Source organism: Natrarchaeobius versutus (assembly GCF_041205745.1).
In the GTDB taxonomy this organism is placed as follows: Archaea; Halobacteriota; Halobacteria; order Halobacteriales; family Natrialbaceae; genus Natrarchaeobius; species Natrarchaeobius versutus.
The window spans coordinates 42,556-55,955 of record NZ_JBGFCC010000001.1 but is presented as its reverse complement, the minus strand read 5'-3'; the positions used below and the strand labels follow the sequence as shown (position 1 = coordinate 55,955).

At 63.3% G+C, this 13,400-nt stretch carries 12 protein-coding genes; 4 read left to right on the top strand and 8 right to left on the bottom strand.

Going from position 1 to position 13,400, the window contains the following annotated elements:
• Positions 1–41 precede the first annotated feature (41 nt).
• Entirely contained in the window at positions 42–2,096 is a 2,055-nt protein-coding gene (locus AB7C87_RS00255; RefSeq protein ID WP_369727391.1) for a PAS domain S-box protein, read from the top strand.
• Here the strand turns inward: AB7C87_RS00255 and AB7C87_RS00250 are convergent.
• Together AB7C87_RS00250 and AB7C87_RS00245 are read right to left on the bottom strand one after the other, a co-directional pair.
• A complete protein-coding gene (locus tag AB7C87_RS00250; protein WP_369727389.1) occupies positions 2,081–2,653 on the bottom strand; it encodes a response regulator transcription factor in 573 nt (190 codons plus the stop codon). The two genes, AB7C87_RS00255 and AB7C87_RS00250, sit on opposite strands and share 16 nt — an antisense overlap.
• A gap of 212 nt (positions 2,654–2,865) precedes the next feature.
• Positions 2,866–4,836, bottom strand: coding sequence for a 3-hydroxyacyl-CoA dehydrogenase/enoyl-CoA hydratase family protein (locus AB7C87_RS00245; protein WP_369727387.1), 1,971 nt, complete (start codon positions 4,834–4,836; stop codon positions 2,866–2,868).
• 115 nt (positions 4,837–4,951) lie between these two features.
• Between AB7C87_RS00245 and AB7C87_RS00240 the strand changes: the two genes are divergently transcribed.
• The 3 genes from AB7C87_RS00240 to AB7C87_RS00230 all read left to right on the top strand — a co-directional run bounded on the left by AB7C87_RS00240 (position 4,952) and on the right by AB7C87_RS00230 (position 7,986).
• A complete protein-coding gene (locus AB7C87_RS00240; protein ID WP_369727386.1) occupies positions 4,952–6,103 on the top strand; it encodes an acyl-CoA dehydrogenase family protein in 1,152 nt (383 codons plus the stop codon).
• Positions 6,104–6,324: 221 nt separating this feature from the next.
• Positions 6,325–7,533 (top strand): MFS transporter, encoded by a 1,209-nt coding sequence (locus AB7C87_RS00235; RefSeq protein ID WP_369727385.1) that lies wholly within the window; start codon positions 6,325–6,327, stop codon positions 7,531–7,533.
• Positions 7,534–7,596: 63 nt separating this feature from the next.
• Positions 7,597–7,986, top strand: coding sequence for a hypothetical protein (locus AB7C87_RS00230; protein ID WP_369727383.1), 390 nt, complete (start codon positions 7,597–7,599; stop codon positions 7,984–7,986).
• Positions 7,987–8,021: 35 nt separating this feature from the next.
• Here the strand turns inward: AB7C87_RS00230 and AB7C87_RS00225 are convergent, their stop codons facing one another.
• The 6 genes from AB7C87_RS00225 to AB7C87_RS00200 all read right to left on the bottom strand — a co-directional run bounded on the left by AB7C87_RS00225 (position 8,022) and on the right by AB7C87_RS00200 (position 13,291).
• Positions 8,022–8,168: a DUF1328 domain-containing protein gene (locus AB7C87_RS00225; RefSeq protein WP_149079884.1), complete on the bottom strand. Its 147-nt coding sequence runs from the start codon at positions 8,166–8,168 to the stop codon at positions 8,022–8,024.
• Between the two features lie 422 nt (positions 8,169–8,590).
• Positions 8,591–8,992: a helix-turn-helix transcriptional regulator gene (locus AB7C87_RS00220; RefSeq protein ID WP_369727381.1), complete on the bottom strand. Its 402-nt coding sequence runs from the start codon at positions 8,990–8,992 to the stop codon at positions 8,591–8,593.
• Between the two features lie 196 nt (positions 8,993–9,188).
• Positions 9,189–9,419: an Rdx family protein gene (locus AB7C87_RS00215; RefSeq protein WP_369728363.1), complete on the bottom strand. Its 231-nt coding sequence runs from the start codon at positions 9,417–9,419 to the stop codon at positions 9,189–9,191.
• Positions 9,420–9,927: 508 nt separating this feature from the next.
• Positions 9,928–10,746, bottom strand: a complete 819-nt coding sequence (surE, locus tag AB7C87_RS00210; RefSeq protein ID WP_369727379.1) for a 5'/3'-nucleotidase SurE — start codon at positions 10,744–10,746, stop codon at positions 9,928–9,930.
• 209 nt (positions 10,747–10,955) lie between these two features.
• Positions 10,956–12,455, bottom strand: a complete 1,500-nt coding sequence (locus AB7C87_RS00205; RefSeq protein WP_369727377.1) for a small ribosomal subunit Rsm22 family protein — start codon at positions 12,453–12,455, stop codon at positions 10,956–10,958.
• Positions 12,452–13,291, bottom strand: a complete 840-nt coding sequence (locus tag AB7C87_RS00200) for a prephenate dehydrogenase (protein ID WP_369727376.1) — start codon at positions 13,289–13,291, stop codon at positions 12,452–12,454. Before AB7C87_RS00200 ends, AB7C87_RS00205 begins: the two co-directional genes overlap by 4 nt.
• Between the last annotated feature and the right edge of the window lie 109 nt (positions 13,292–13,400).

Sequence of the window (13,400 nt, the reverse complement as noted above, 5' to 3'; positions counted from 1 at the left end):
GCCGGACCGCGACTGACGGGCCGGTGGAGAGGGACACGACAATGAGCCGACCGCGCGTCATGTGTGTCAGCACGGACCGGGCGACGCGTGCGTCCGTTACGCTCTCGCTGACCGACGCCCCCGTCGACGTCGTCATCGCCCAGCGACCGGACGAAGCCGTCGCCCGTCTCGAAGCGGAGACGATCGACGCCGTCCTGGTGGATGCGGTGACGGTCGAGAACGTCCCGGACGTCGTCGATGCCGTCGATTCCGAGGCGCCGGGCGTTCCGACGTTCGTCCACTGGGGCGACGGGGAGGGGGCGGATTCGGTGGCCGTCCTGAGTGAAGTCGTCGCCCAGTCCGAGCAAGGGGAGTCCGCGACGAGACTCGCCGACGTCGTGACGGCCCACATCGAGGCCGACGGCTCGTCGACCGACGACGCCACGGGCGCTTCCGAGGAACGTGAAGAGCGAGACGATACCACTGGCGAACCGACGGCTCCCGACGATCGCGAGCCGTTGCCCGACGACGTCGACCGGATCGTCGGAACCGTGCGACGACAGCTGGTCGACGTCCGATCGCCGCTCACCATCGAGCGAGTGCTCCGGGAATCGTTTACCGCGAACGACCGATTCCTCTTCGCGTGGGTCGGCGAGTACGACCGTGGCGAGCGAGAGATCGTTCCGTGGCTCACCGCGTCCACGGAGATCGACTGGCGACTCGGGCGGACGTTCGCGATCGGAAACGACGAGCATCCACTGCTCGAGGGCGTGATTCGAAGCAGGGACCTGCAGATCCAGCAACCGCTCGAGGACGATCCCGACGCCGTCCCGTTCGGCGAAAACGCGCTGGGTCGCGAAGTCGAGGCCGTCGCCGCCGCACCGCTTGCCACGTCCGACGAACTGTACGGACTGCTCGTCGTCTACGGACTCGAGACACTGTCACCGGCCGAACGCGAGACCATCCGATCGGTCGCCGAAGCCGCCTCCTACGTCCTCGAGACGATCGCGGTCCACGGCAAACTCGAACAGCGCGAGCGCGCGCTACAGCGGTACGAACGCCTCGTCGAAACGGCGGGAGACGGAATGTACGTCTCCGACGACCAGGGCCATCTCATGACCGTCAACGACGCGCTCGTCGAGATCACCGGCTACAGGCGGGAAGGACTGCTCGGCGAGCACGTCTCGTTGTTGATCGACGACGAGGACGTCGACGCCGGCGAGGAGACGGTCGCATCGTTGCTCAAAGACGACGGGGAGGAGACGACCGACACCATCGAAGTAACGCTCGAGACCAAAAACGGGGAGAGGATCCCCTGCGAGGTACAGATCGCCGTACTCGTTCGCAACGAGACGTTTCTCGGCTCGGTGGGCGTCATCCGTGACATCACCCAGCGAAAGCTCCGGGAACGAAAGCTCCGGGAGCGAAACGAACGCCTCGATGCGTTCGCGCGGATCGTCAGCCACGACCTTCGAAACCCGCTCAGCGTCTCACAGGGGTATCTCGACGTGATCGAGGAGACGGAATCGCTCGAGCACGTCGAAAGCGTCCGGAGCGGCCTCGATCGGATGGAATCGATCGTCGAGGACGTTCTCGCGATCGCTCGCGGCGGCGAGTGGGCGGCCGAGACGGCACCGGTCGAGTTCGAGGACGTCGCGATCGACGCCTGGAACCACGTCTCGACGGAGGATGCGACCCTCGCGATCGACGAGACGATGACGATCGAGGCCGACAGGCCGCGATTGCTTCGATTGCTCGAGAATCTGTTCCGCAACGCCGTCGAACACGGCTCGTCGAGTCGTATACACGTCGGTACACGCGAGGACGGCACCGAACCCGAAACGGCCAAAGGAGAGTCACCGCTGTCGATCAGGATCGGCTCGCTCGAGGGAGAAGAACGCGGGTTCTACGTCGAGGACGATGGAACGGGGATTCCCGAGGAGATCCGCGAAGAACTGTTCGATCCGTCAATTTCCTCGTCGTCGGATGGACTCGGCATCGGGCTCTGGATCGTCAGAGAGGTCGCTACCGGCCACGGGTGGTCGGTTACCGCCGCAGAGGGCGAGAGCGGAGGGGCGCGCTTCGAGTTCCGGTTCGACGATCAGTTCTCCGGCTGAATATCCTGGAACGCGCCGACGAAGTCGTCGTGACTCGAGAGGCCGGAGACGCTGTCGTCGACTCGTTCTTCGAGGTCTTCGATACGCTCGCGAAGCTGTTGATACTCCTCGTTCGTCGAGAGGACTCGGTCGGCCTTTTCGGACTCGAGTAACGCTTTCTTCGAGACGAGCGCGTAGTACTCGAGGATGTCCGACTCGTACTCCGATCGGTTCGAAACCTCGTCGACGATTTCGAGGAGTTCGTCCTTCGAGACGGGCTTGACGAGATAGTCGTCGAAGCCCATTTCGATGATGTCGAAATCCGGATCGACCGCAGTCACCATCACGACGCGACAGTCGTATCCGTCGTCGCGGATCGCCTCGAGGACGTCGTCGCCCGATAGGCCCGGCATCCGACGGTCGAGCAGGACGACCTCGATCGAGTCCGCCATCTTCTCGAGTGCCTCCTCGCCGTCGTAGGCGGTATCGACGGCCCACTCGGTCTCGAGCCACGTGGCAAACAGATCAGCGAGACGGGCTTCGTCGTCAACGACGAGCACGTCCAGCTCGTCACTCACTGGGAACCCCCTCCGTTCTCTTCATCGATTAGAGCCACGGGACACCAATGGTACCTCTGGGTGATAAATCTCGCGACCAGTTATCAACATATCTATGATTTATCGAAATTCAATTAGCCATTCCTTCGATAATCACATATCAATTTGGAATTATTTATCGGTGGCTTTCGTTATTTTATCGAACAGTTAGTCGGCGGTGTTCGGGTAACGGATTATTTCCCTTCGAACTCCGGCTCGTGATCACCCATGAACGCGGTGATCCCTTCCATTAGATCGTCCGTCGCCATCAGGTGACCGAACGCCGACGCCTCGTATTCGAGGCCGGCGTTGACGTCGTCTCGTCCCGCGAGCATCGCGCGTTTCGTGAACTTCTGGGCGATCGGCGGACCGGAAGCGAGATCCGACGCGAGCGCGAGCGTGCGCGCTTCGAGGTCGTCGTTGTCGACGATCTCGTTGACGAAGTCGTATTGCTCCATCGTTTCGGCGTCGTACCGATCGGCGGTGAGGATGATCTCTTTGGCTCGACCCTCGCCGACGATTCGACTGAGTCGCTGGGTTCCGCCCCAGCCGGGGATAAGTCCCAGATCGAGTTCCGGCTGGCCGAACTCGGAGCGTTCGCTCGCCACGCGGAGGTCTGCACAGGTCGCAAGCTCCATCCCGCCGCCGAGACAGTAGCCGTCGATGCCGGCGACGACCGGCAGATCACAGGCCTCGAGTTCGCCGAACGTCGATTGCCCCTTCCGCGAGAGCTCTTGTCCCTCGATCGGATCCGCACCCGACCCGGCCATGCTCTGGACATCCGCACCGGCGGAGAACGCCTTTCCACCTTCGCCGGTGAGCGCGATGGCACGAACCTCGTCGTCGGCTTCGAGGGTCGAGATCGCCGCCGAGAGTTCCTCGAGCAACTCTCCGCTGATCGTGTTCATCCGGTGTGGTCGATCGATAACGACGTGGCCAACCCTGTCACCGGGGTACTCGATGCGGATCGTCTCGAAGTCGGTCGTCTCCTCCTCGTCGACGTCGTAGAACCCGCCCTCCTCGGCGCGCTCGGCAAGGTACTCCGACGGGGCGTAGCGCTCGTGACCGGTCGCCTCGTAGGCCTCCTCGAGCGTCTCGTGGAGGTCGGCGACGCCGTAGTCGTCGACGAGTTTGACCGGCCCGTCGGGGAAACCGGCGCCGAGTTTGGTCGCCTGATCGATCGATTCGGGGGGCGCGACGTCGCCGCCGATCAGCTTGGCGGCCTCGTTCGCCATCGTCGCGAGCAGACGTGCCTCGACGAGATCGGACTGTTCGTCGGAGGGAATCTCCACACCCGGTCCGTCCTCGTAATCGTAGAATCCTTTGCCAGTCTTCTTCCCGAGTTCCTCGTTTCGAACCTTCTCCTCGAGTAGCGGTGCGGGCTCGTACGCCTCGCCGAGCACCTCGTGCATGTACTCTAAGACGTGGTAGCTGACGTCGTTGCCGACCTGATCGCCGAGTTCGAACGACCCCATCGGAAGCCCCATTCCGTACTTGGTCGTCGAATCGACCGCCGCGATCGTCGCCTCGTCCTCGTTGACGAGCCAGCAGGCCTCGTTCATCAGCGGGACGAGAATGCGGTTGACGATGAATCCGGGCGAATCCTTGTGGACGCGAACCGGCGTCTTCTCGAACTCCTCGGCGAGGTCCTCGGTGAGTTCGAGGGTCTCCTCGGCCGTCTGTTCACCCGAGATGACCTCGACGAGTTGCATCCGGACCGGCGGGTTGAAAAAGTGCATCCCACAGAATCGCTCGGGCCGCTCCGTCACCTCGGCGAGTTCCGAAATCGAGAGGCTCGAGGTGTTCGTCGCGAAGATCGCGTGGTCGGGTGCGACCGACTCGAGTTCGCCGTAGACGTCCTTTTTGATCTCCATCTGTTCGGGGACGGCCTCGATGACGAAGTCCGCGTCCGCGACGGCCTCCTCCATGTCGACGAGCGGCGTGACGCGTTCTACAGCCGCGTCGGCTTCGTCCCGGGAGAGACGATCCTTTTCGGCGAGTTTGTCGAGCGACCACTCGATGCTCTCGTAGCCGTCCTGGACGAACTCCTCCTCGATATCGCGCATATTCACGTCGTATCCGGCCATCGCGGCGACTTCCGCGATACCGTGGCCCATATTCCCCGCGCCGAGAACTGCGACGGTGTTGATATCTTCTAACTCCATGGACGAATATGCAATGGGAACCCGTTTGAACGTTTCCCTATCTTGTTGTAAAAACTACAATTAAGTTCATATCTGGTTACAAAGGTCTTTATCGAGTGCTAGATAACGATCGACTATGGAGTTCGGCCTCACCGACGAACAACGACAGATCCGCGAGGAAGTCGAGCGGTTCGCCGAGAACGAGATCGTCCCCGTCGCAGGGGAACACGACGTCGAGGAGACCTACCCCCACGGCGTGGTCGACGCGGCCGCCGAGATGGGGCTGACCGGCGCCTACATCCCGATGGAGTACGGCGGCGCCGGCTACTCGATCCTCGATACGGCGATCATCACCGAGGAACTGTTCGCGTACGATCCCGGCATCGCGCTCTGTATCGTCTCGACGTCCTTTGGCTGCGAGGCGATCATGAACTTCGGCACCGAAGACCAGAAAGAACGCTTCCTCGAGCCCGTTGCGCTCGGTGAGAAAATTTCGGGCGCGGCAATATCCGAACCCGATACCGGCTCGGACGTCTCTTCGGTGTCGACGCGCGCGGAGAAAGACGGCGACGAGTGGGTCATCAACGGAAACAAGATGTGGATCACCAACGGCTCCATCGGCGACTTCTTCGTCGTCCTCTGTGAGACGAACCCCGACGCCGAGGGCCGCTACAACGGCTTCAGCCAGATTGTCGTCGAATCCGATCGCGACGGTTTCTCCGCCGAGAAGATCACCGGCAAGCTGGGCATTCGCGCCTCGGATACCGCCGAACTCGTCTTCGACGACGTCCGCGTCCCCGAGGAGAACCTGATCGGAACGCGAGACGCCGCCTTCATGCAACAGATGCAGTTTTTCGACGAGACTCGAACCGCCGTCGCCGCACAGGGCGTCGGCATCGCCAAAGGTGCGACACGAGCGGCCCTCGAGTACGCCGAGGATCGCGAACAGTTCGGCAAGTCGATCTCGGAGTTCCAGGCGATCCAGCACAAACTCGCCGAGATGGCGACGAACACCGAGGCCGCCCGCAACCTGACGTACAAGGCGGCCTGGAACGTCGACCAGGGCGAAGACATCACGAAACTCGCCTCGATGGCCAAGGAGTACGCCTCCCGAATCGCCGTCGAGGTCGCCGACGAAGCCGTCCAGATCCACGGCGGCGCCGGCTACGTCAACGACTTTCCCGTCGAGCGGTTCTACCGCGACGCCAAGATCACCCAGATCTACGAGGGAACCACCGAAATTCAAAAGAACATCATCGCCCGCGAGATGCTCGGCAAGGGATTTTGAGACGGTCCCTTCGTACCCCCGTCCACCCGGTAGGAGTCGTCGCTGGTCAGTGAACCGAGACGACGATCCGTATGAACGCCTCGAGAGCCACCGGCGCCTTCATTTTTTCAGGCCGGTCGACGTACGCTGAACGACGGACAGGTCGGAACACTGTCTCGACCTCCGACGGATCGACAATTTGACGTCGTTGTCGACGGATCGTGCGCACAGTTTCGAGCGCCATGGAATCCCAGCCGAACGAATCGCGTGACCCGTCGTCGATTCCGTGGCACTCGAGTGCGCTGTACGTCATCCTCTCGAGTTCGTTGATGGGCGTGATGGGCGTTTCGCTCGTCAGTCCGGTTCTTCCCGAGTTGCGGCCGGTGTTCGGCGTCTCGGACGCTCAGATCGGGCTGGTCATCACGGCCTATACCCTCCCCGGAATCTTTCTGACGCCGTTTATCGGGCTAGTCGCGGATCGGGTCGGACGCCGTCGCGTCATCGTCCCGCTTTTGTTTACGTTCGGGCTCGGCGGTGCGGGAATCGCATTCGCGACCAGCTTCACCGAACTGCTTGCGTTGCGATTCGTCCAGGGAATCGGCGCCAGCGCACTCGTCACGCTCGCGGTCACGCTGATCGGCGACTTCTACGACGGCCCACGCCAAAACGCCGTGATGGGGGTCAACTCGAGTATGATCGGGACCGGCGCGGCCGCGTATCCGTTGATCGGTGGGGCACTCGCCGGAATCCGGTGGAACGCACCGTTTCTGTTCTTCGGCGTCGGGATACTCGTCGGCGTATTCGCGGCGTTTACGCTCCCCGAACCGGACGGTGGACAATCGAGCGACGTTCGAACCTACGTCGACCGTCTTCGCGACGTCGTCGTCCACCCGCAGGCGTTGGCGATCTTCGCGGCGATCTTCGCGATCTTCTTCGTCTTCTACGGGGCGATCCAGACGGCCCTCCCGTTGCTCTTGAGCGACGAGTTCGCGCTTAGTTCCGGAGAGATCGGACTGACGCTGGCGATGGTCTCCGTGGCGAGTGCGACGGTTTCCACACAGTACGGCCGGATCTCGAGTTGGCGGAGCGCGCCCGAACTGATCGCACTTGGGTTCGTCGCCTACGGTGTCAGCCTGCTCGGCGTCTGGATCGCACCGTCCCCGGTTTTCGTCGGCGCGTCCTTGCTCGCCTTCGGCGTCGGCTTCGGCATCGTCATGCCATCCGTCGACACGACCATCGTCCAGTTCGTCTCCGACCGGCTCCGGGCGGGGATGATGGGAATGCGGACGAGCGTCCTTCGTCTCGGCCAGACGCTCGGTCCGGTCGCGTTTACGTACCTCGCTGAAACCGCGTTTGTCTCTCCGATTGCCGGCTATCGGTGGCTCGTCCTCGCATTTGGCGTGATTATCCTCGCCTCAGGGCTGGTCGCGTACCCACTCCTCCGCGGATGAGACTCGTGCCAGGACGTGTTGCACATCGTAATTACTATTGGTACGTAGGGACCTTACCCAGGTATGACCGTCGAACGACTCCAGAACACGAAGCCGACGACCGAGCGGTGGGACGAGGTGTTCGAGGCGCTGTCGTCCGAACCGAGACGACAGCTCCTTGTGACACTACTCGAGGCCCCCGCCGGCCGACGTGTGTTGCTTCCGGACGCGGCCGTCGGCCCCGCCGAGTCGGTGGATCTGCCCAAACGCCGACTCCAGCTCACTCACCGCCATCTCCCGATGCTGTCGGAGCGGGGGTTCGTCGACTGGACGACGGATCCGTTTTGTGCTCAGCGCGGAGAGCGATTCGGCGAAGTCGCGGCCGTCCTCGATATTCTTCAGGCGAACGCCGACGCTCTTCCCGACCACCTCGTCGACGGTTACCGGCGGTTCGAGGACGAACGCGGGGAGTAGCGGGTGACGGTCCGCCGACGTCAACGCGTGGTCCGCTACAGCAACAACGAGACCACCGCCAGGACGAGAAATAGCAACACGAGCCACTTCGCTATCGACATCGTCAGGCCGGCGACGCCCGTTGCACCGAGTGCGCCCGCGACGATCGCGATCACGAAAAACAACAGTGCGAGTTCTAACATGTCTCGTTCGAAGCCCCACAGACGGGAAGGCGTTCGGCCGGAATCTGCCGACATCGAGAGCCGACGGACGGTGGACCGGTCGCGCCGTCGTATCCGTTCGTAAACAGCGGTGACACATCGCTTACTGCTATCGTAACGACTGCAACGGTTTACACACTGATCGCCGAGCTCACGGGTCACTGCGTTCCCCGCTCGCTACTCCGACGTTCTCACTCGTAGTTCGAAAATCTTCGACTTTCGTCATCACGAACGACCGTTGGTCGTTCGAACGACTTGGCTCGTTCCGGACCGCGTTGGCGTCTGGCGAGGAGGTGTGTAATGATTCGCAGTGGCTACTATCGTTGCAACGATCGACACACCGGCTGTCCGCCCGATGTGATTGGGTGGACAGTGACGATCAGTGGCCGCGATAGAAGAGCGCGCTACTCGTTCAGATGTGATCGGTACCCCTTGGGTTCGAATCCCCGCCGACAAACCACCCGTTTTCGGCCGACGGTGATCGCACTGATTTGGTCGTCGTCTTCCATACGCGAAATGACGTCCGCGAGGTGTTCGGCCGACCAGCCGGTTTCCTCACGGATGGTCGACTGGTCGACGCGACCGCCGCGTTTGACGAGCAGGCGAAGGACCTTGTCCTCGTCCGGAAGCTCACGCTCGTCGACGCCGTACTCGATCTCTTCGGCGTAACTGAGCGTTTCGTCGTCGGGATCGTTCTCCGTCTGTTCCGCTGTGGGTTCTGTACTGGATCCGCCCGCGGTCGTCTCCTCGGTCGACGAATTCGGCCAGAGAGACGAGAGGCGGGCCCAGAGTGTGCTGAAGACCATGTATCGATCACCTTACTGAAACGGTTCCTGTGGGGACGCAGTTGTCTCCACCTTCAGTACTATCATTTATATTTGTGCCGCTGGCGTTCGGTTCACGGCTTCGCTGACGCCGTCGCCTCCGAAGGGCGGCCGCCTTGCGAGCCGCAAGTCGGTTATCCATCACAGATGTTGTACGTTCACATTGTACATAATTCGGCTAGAGACGATCGCGAACGCGTCTGGCGATCTCGTCGACGTCGTACCCGTCTACGGCACCGTCGAAGATCCGCTCGCCGTCGACGCGAACGACGAAGACCCCGTCGCGTCCCGTCGACAGAGTGACCGAATCCAACCGCTCGCCGAACGTCGTCAAGAGGACGTGCTGGACGTCTTCCGCGCGAGAGAGGTGACCACAGGGGACGCAGTACTCGATTTCGACCGTCACCATATCCGACCGTTCGGTCGCGACGTACATATCACTCCGGGTCGAGGCGACTCCTCTCAAGGTGGTGCTATAGTAGCCACTGAACGTCACTGCACACCCGATCGCCAGACGAAAAGCGCGATTCGGAGCGAGCGCGGTTCGGAGCGAGCGCGGTTCGGAGCGAGCGCGGTTCGGAGCGAGCGCGGTTCGGAGCGAGCGCGGTTCGGAGCGAACGGAGTGAGCGAGAACCGCGGGAAAGCGAACGGGGAGGAACGTGACCCGTGAGCCAAGAAGTGAGCGAGAACCGCGGGAAAGCGAACGGGGAGGAACGACCCGTGAGCGAACGAAGTCGTTCAAACGACCAACGGTCGGTCGTGATGACGAAAATCGAAGATTTTCGAACTACGAATGAGAACGTCGGAGTAGCGAGCGGGAACACAGTGACCCGTGAGCTCGGCGATCGGCGTGTACATCGTTTCGTTACAATAGACGATCCGGATCCGACTCCAGGTACAACCGACAGCGGGCCGTATCAGTCCGCCCGTTCCGTCCGGGTCGATTCCCATCTCTCGGCGTAGGCCTCCACGAGCGACTCGAGGGATTCGTGATCGTTCGTCGAGTGAGGTGCGGCCAGCGGCGAGATGCTAATCCGGCCCTCTGCGACCGCGCGTCGGTCCGTCCCCGCTGGATCGGGGATCACCTCGGGGTCCATCGAGTCCCAGATACGATCCGAGAGGTGGATCGTTTCGCCCTCGCGTTCGGCGTCCATCTCGTAGCGCTTAGAGGGGCGCGTGATCTCGATCGGCGCGGGCTCGGCGTCGGCGATCGGGACGTTGACGTTCAGATAGCCGGCGTGCTCGAAGACGCCCGCCTCGAGTGCGTTCTCGGCGAGAAACCTCGTCACGCGCGTCGCTTCGGCGTACTCCTCGAGTCGGAGGTCGGCCTCGTGGACCGGTCCGCGATCGATCGGGATGTACATCGACGCGGCGATCGCCGGCACGTCGAAGAACGCGGCCTCGACCGCCGCGCTGATCGTTCCGGATCGACCGAGCACGTACTCGCCGAGATTCGCACCCCTGTTACAGCCGGCGACGACGAGATCGGGATCGGGATCCAGTTCGGCGAGTGCGGCGACGACGCAGTCGGCTGGCGTCCCGTCGACGGCGTAGCCGAGTTCGTGCTCGAAGACGTCGACTTCGTGGGAGAGCGACCGCCCCGTGGCGCTTTGGTCCTCGGCTGGTGCGACGACCGTGACGTCCGCGACCTCGACGAGGCCGTCGTAGACCGCGCGGATCCCTCCCGTATCGATGCCATCGTCGTTCGTCAAGAGCACCTCGATCCCATCACCCATATATGGCGGGTCGAAAGCGGGGACGAAAAGCCCACCGCTCGAGCGGCGTCGTTTGCGAGCCACGCGCTCGAGCGGGCGGGAACACCTCCGACGATCGAACACGGCGTCGACCGCTCGTCGAACGAGACTCGTCGGGACCGGTAGAAACTATCGGCAGTGTAAGCGCGACCCGCCCGCGAGAACCCGGCAAATCGGGACAGCGTTCCGTATCAGACGACTCGGTCGACGACGGTCTCCTCGTCGACGACCAGGTTGTACGCCTCCTCGTCGTCGTTCCAGAGCGCGAGGGCGCCCTCGAACGAACAGACCGCGCCGTAATCGGCCTCGAGCAACGGCCGATTGAGCGCCGTCTCCGCGGTGAGTACCGCGTAGTGGTCGACCGACTCGCTCCCGTCGCTCACCTTGAACAGCGGGTTGGCGTTCTGCGCGTCGCTCAGCGAGTGGCTCAGTTTCGCCGCGACGAGGTCGATCCGGTTGGTGACGTGGCGCTCCATCTCGGCCATCTTCGCCCAGTCGCTCGTCTCGAGGGCGAGATCGACCCGGCGGCACCCGTCGCGGCGTAACAGCGAGTACGAGTACTGAACGTCGGCGTTGACGAACTCGCCCGGCGCGTGATCCTCGTCGTCTTCGGGCGTCGCCTCGTCGAGACGCCGTTGAAACGAGGGCGCGTCGAGGTCGGGACCGACGTCGAACGACCAGCCGCGGTCGGAGGGTCGTTCACCGGGCCAAAGGCGAACGGTCGGACCGTAGACGGTCACCCTGTCGCCGTCCGCGGACCCGTCACCCGGGCCAGTCCACAACCGCTCGTCCTCGAGTTCGCGTTCGACTTCCCGAAGCTGGATGCTCGTGTGTTTGTCCGCCGGCGCCATCGCGAGCACTGTCCCGTCGGGTGCGAGCGTCTCGAGGTACGATCGGAGGACTGCGACGGGGTCCTCGAGTTCGCTTGCAACGTTACAGAGGAGGACGAGATCGAACCCGTCGGCCGGATCCGTGGGATCGAACGTCCCGCTCTCGTCGACAGTCCGGGGGTCGAACGCCTCGGCGGTCGTCCGGTGAATCGTCGTGTGAACGTTTCGATCGGTTTCGGCGAGTAGTTCCGACAGCACGCCCGCGGCCGCGCTCGGTTCGACGGCGTGGTACTCACAGAGCGCGTCGTCGGGCAGGTACTCGGAAAGTCCGAGTGCGGGACCGCCGACGCCGGCGCCAATGTCGAGGACGCGAAGGCGTTGGCCCAACAGACCGCGCTCCGCGAGGTCGTCGAGTGCGTACTGAATCGCGGCGTAGTAGCCCGGCAGGTGGTAGATCGCGTACCCCGCGGCGACGTCGTCGTCGTACTCGACCGGACGGCCCTCGAGGTAGTCCGCCTTGAACCGCCGGATCGTCGATCGCAACAGATCGCCGCTCGCGCCTTCGTACCAGCGCGGCCCGTACCGATCCGCGAGCAGGTCCTCGAGTCGCCGCTCGTAGTCGACGGGAAACGCCTGGATCGGCCTCTCGAGCGGCGAAATCGGTTCCTCATCGACGGGGACGAACGTCCCGTCGTCGCGTTCGATCAGTCCGAGATCGACGGCCTCCTCGCGGAGCGTCTGTCGGACGACGGCCGGATGGGGGCTTCCCTCGACGTACTCGCAGATCTCGTCGGGATCGACCGGGCGAACGTTCCGGAGGTACTTCGCGTTCGATCTGATCGACTCGCGACGATCGGTCATTCGGTCTCACCGACCGTGGGTCCGGTCGTCGATTCGTCTTCGCCGTCCGTTGACCTATCTTCGCCGTCCGTCGATCCATCATCCTCGTCCAGCGACTCGCCCTCGCGCCATCGACTCGACGCCTCCCGATACAGCTCCTCGAGTTCGTCGTGGTCGGCCGCCGCGACCTCGCTTGCGGCGTCGGCGACGGCGTCGGCGCCGTCGAACGCGTCCTGAATGTCGGCGTACACCCGCGGCGTCCCCTCGGTCACCTGTTCGGTCAGCGCCCGAAGTCGCTCGTAGACCGGCGTCTCGAATCCCTCGGGGACCGACTCGGCCGCAAGCGCGAACGACAGCACGGCGGCGTGTGTCGACGCCTGGACCGTCTCCATCGCTTCGTCGTGTTCGGTCGCCGTCGTCTCGAGGAGGTCGTTGCCTCGCTCGGCGAGCGTCTCGAGGACCTCGTCGGTCGCTGGGCCAGGCCGGTCGCGGACGACGGCGATCGATCCGGGCGCGCGCTCGGGTGCGAAAAGCGGGTGAAGACTGACCCGTTCGAGGTCGGATACGCGTTCACCCATCGCCTCGAGTGGCGGCCCCATCACGCCGGAGACGTCCACGATCGCCCGCTCGGCCCGCCCGGCGTGATCGTCGATCGACTCGACGACGTGGCTCATCGGTACCGCGAGACAGACGACGTCGTATCGCGTTTCGCCGTCGAGATCCGCGACGCCCCCCCCAATCTCGGCGGCGGCCACTTCCGCCGCGTCTGCGTCGACGTCGGCGAACGCGACTCGAGCGTCGATCGACTCGCCGAACCACGTCCCCATCGATCCCGCGCCGACGATCAGTACGTCCATCGGGTTTTCGTATCCACCGGCGTCGCAAAAGCGGTTCGGTCGGTTCTCGGTCGAAGCGATCGACGACGCAGGTGCTTCGGAACGATCGGTCTCCGAAAAACGGCCAGCG

Excerpts from the sequence above, each read along its gene's own strand:
- AB7C87_RS00255 (WP_369727391.1), top strand. The coding sequence starts at position 42 with ATGAGCCGACCGCGCGTCATGTGTGTCAGCACGGACCGGGCGACGCGT.
- AB7C87_RS00205 (WP_369727377.1), bottom strand. The coding sequence starts at position 12,455 with ATGACCGATCGTCGCGAGTCGATCAGATCGAACGCGAAGTACCTCCGG.
- AB7C87_RS00215 (WP_369728363.1), bottom strand. The coding sequence starts at position 9,419 with ATGGTGACGGTCGAAATCGAGTACTGCGTCCCCTGTGGTCACCTCTCT.
- AB7C87_RS00235 (WP_369727385.1), top strand. The coding sequence starts at position 6,325 with ATGGAATCCCAGCCGAACGAATCGCGTGACCCGTCGTCGATTCCGTGG.
- AB7C87_RS00200 (WP_369727376.1), bottom strand. The coding sequence starts at position 13,291 with ATGGACGTACTGATCGTCGGCGCGGGATCGATGGGGACGTGGTTCGGC.
- AB7C87_RS00245 (WP_369727387.1), bottom strand. The coding sequence starts at position 4,836 with ATGGAGTTAGAAGATATCAACACCGTCGCAGTTCTCGGCGCGGGGAAT.
- surE (WP_369727379.1), bottom strand. The coding sequence starts at position 10,746 with ATGGGTGATGGGATCGAGGTGCTCTTGACGAACGACGATGGCATCGAT.
- AB7C87_RS00220 (WP_369727381.1), bottom strand. The coding sequence starts at position 8,992 with ATGGTCTTCAGCACACTCTGGGCCCGCCTCTCGTCTCTCTGGCCGAAT.
- AB7C87_RS00230 (WP_369727383.1), top strand. The coding sequence starts at position 7,597 with ATGACCGTCGAACGACTCCAGAACACGAAGCCGACGACCGAGCGGTGG.
- AB7C87_RS00240 (WP_369727386.1), top strand. The coding sequence starts at position 4,952 with ATGGAGTTCGGCCTCACCGACGAACAACGACAGATCCGCGAGGAAGTC.
- AB7C87_RS00225 (WP_149079884.1), bottom strand. The coding sequence starts at position 8,168 with ATGTTAGAACTCGCACTGTTGTTTTTCGTGATCGCGATCGTCGCGGGC.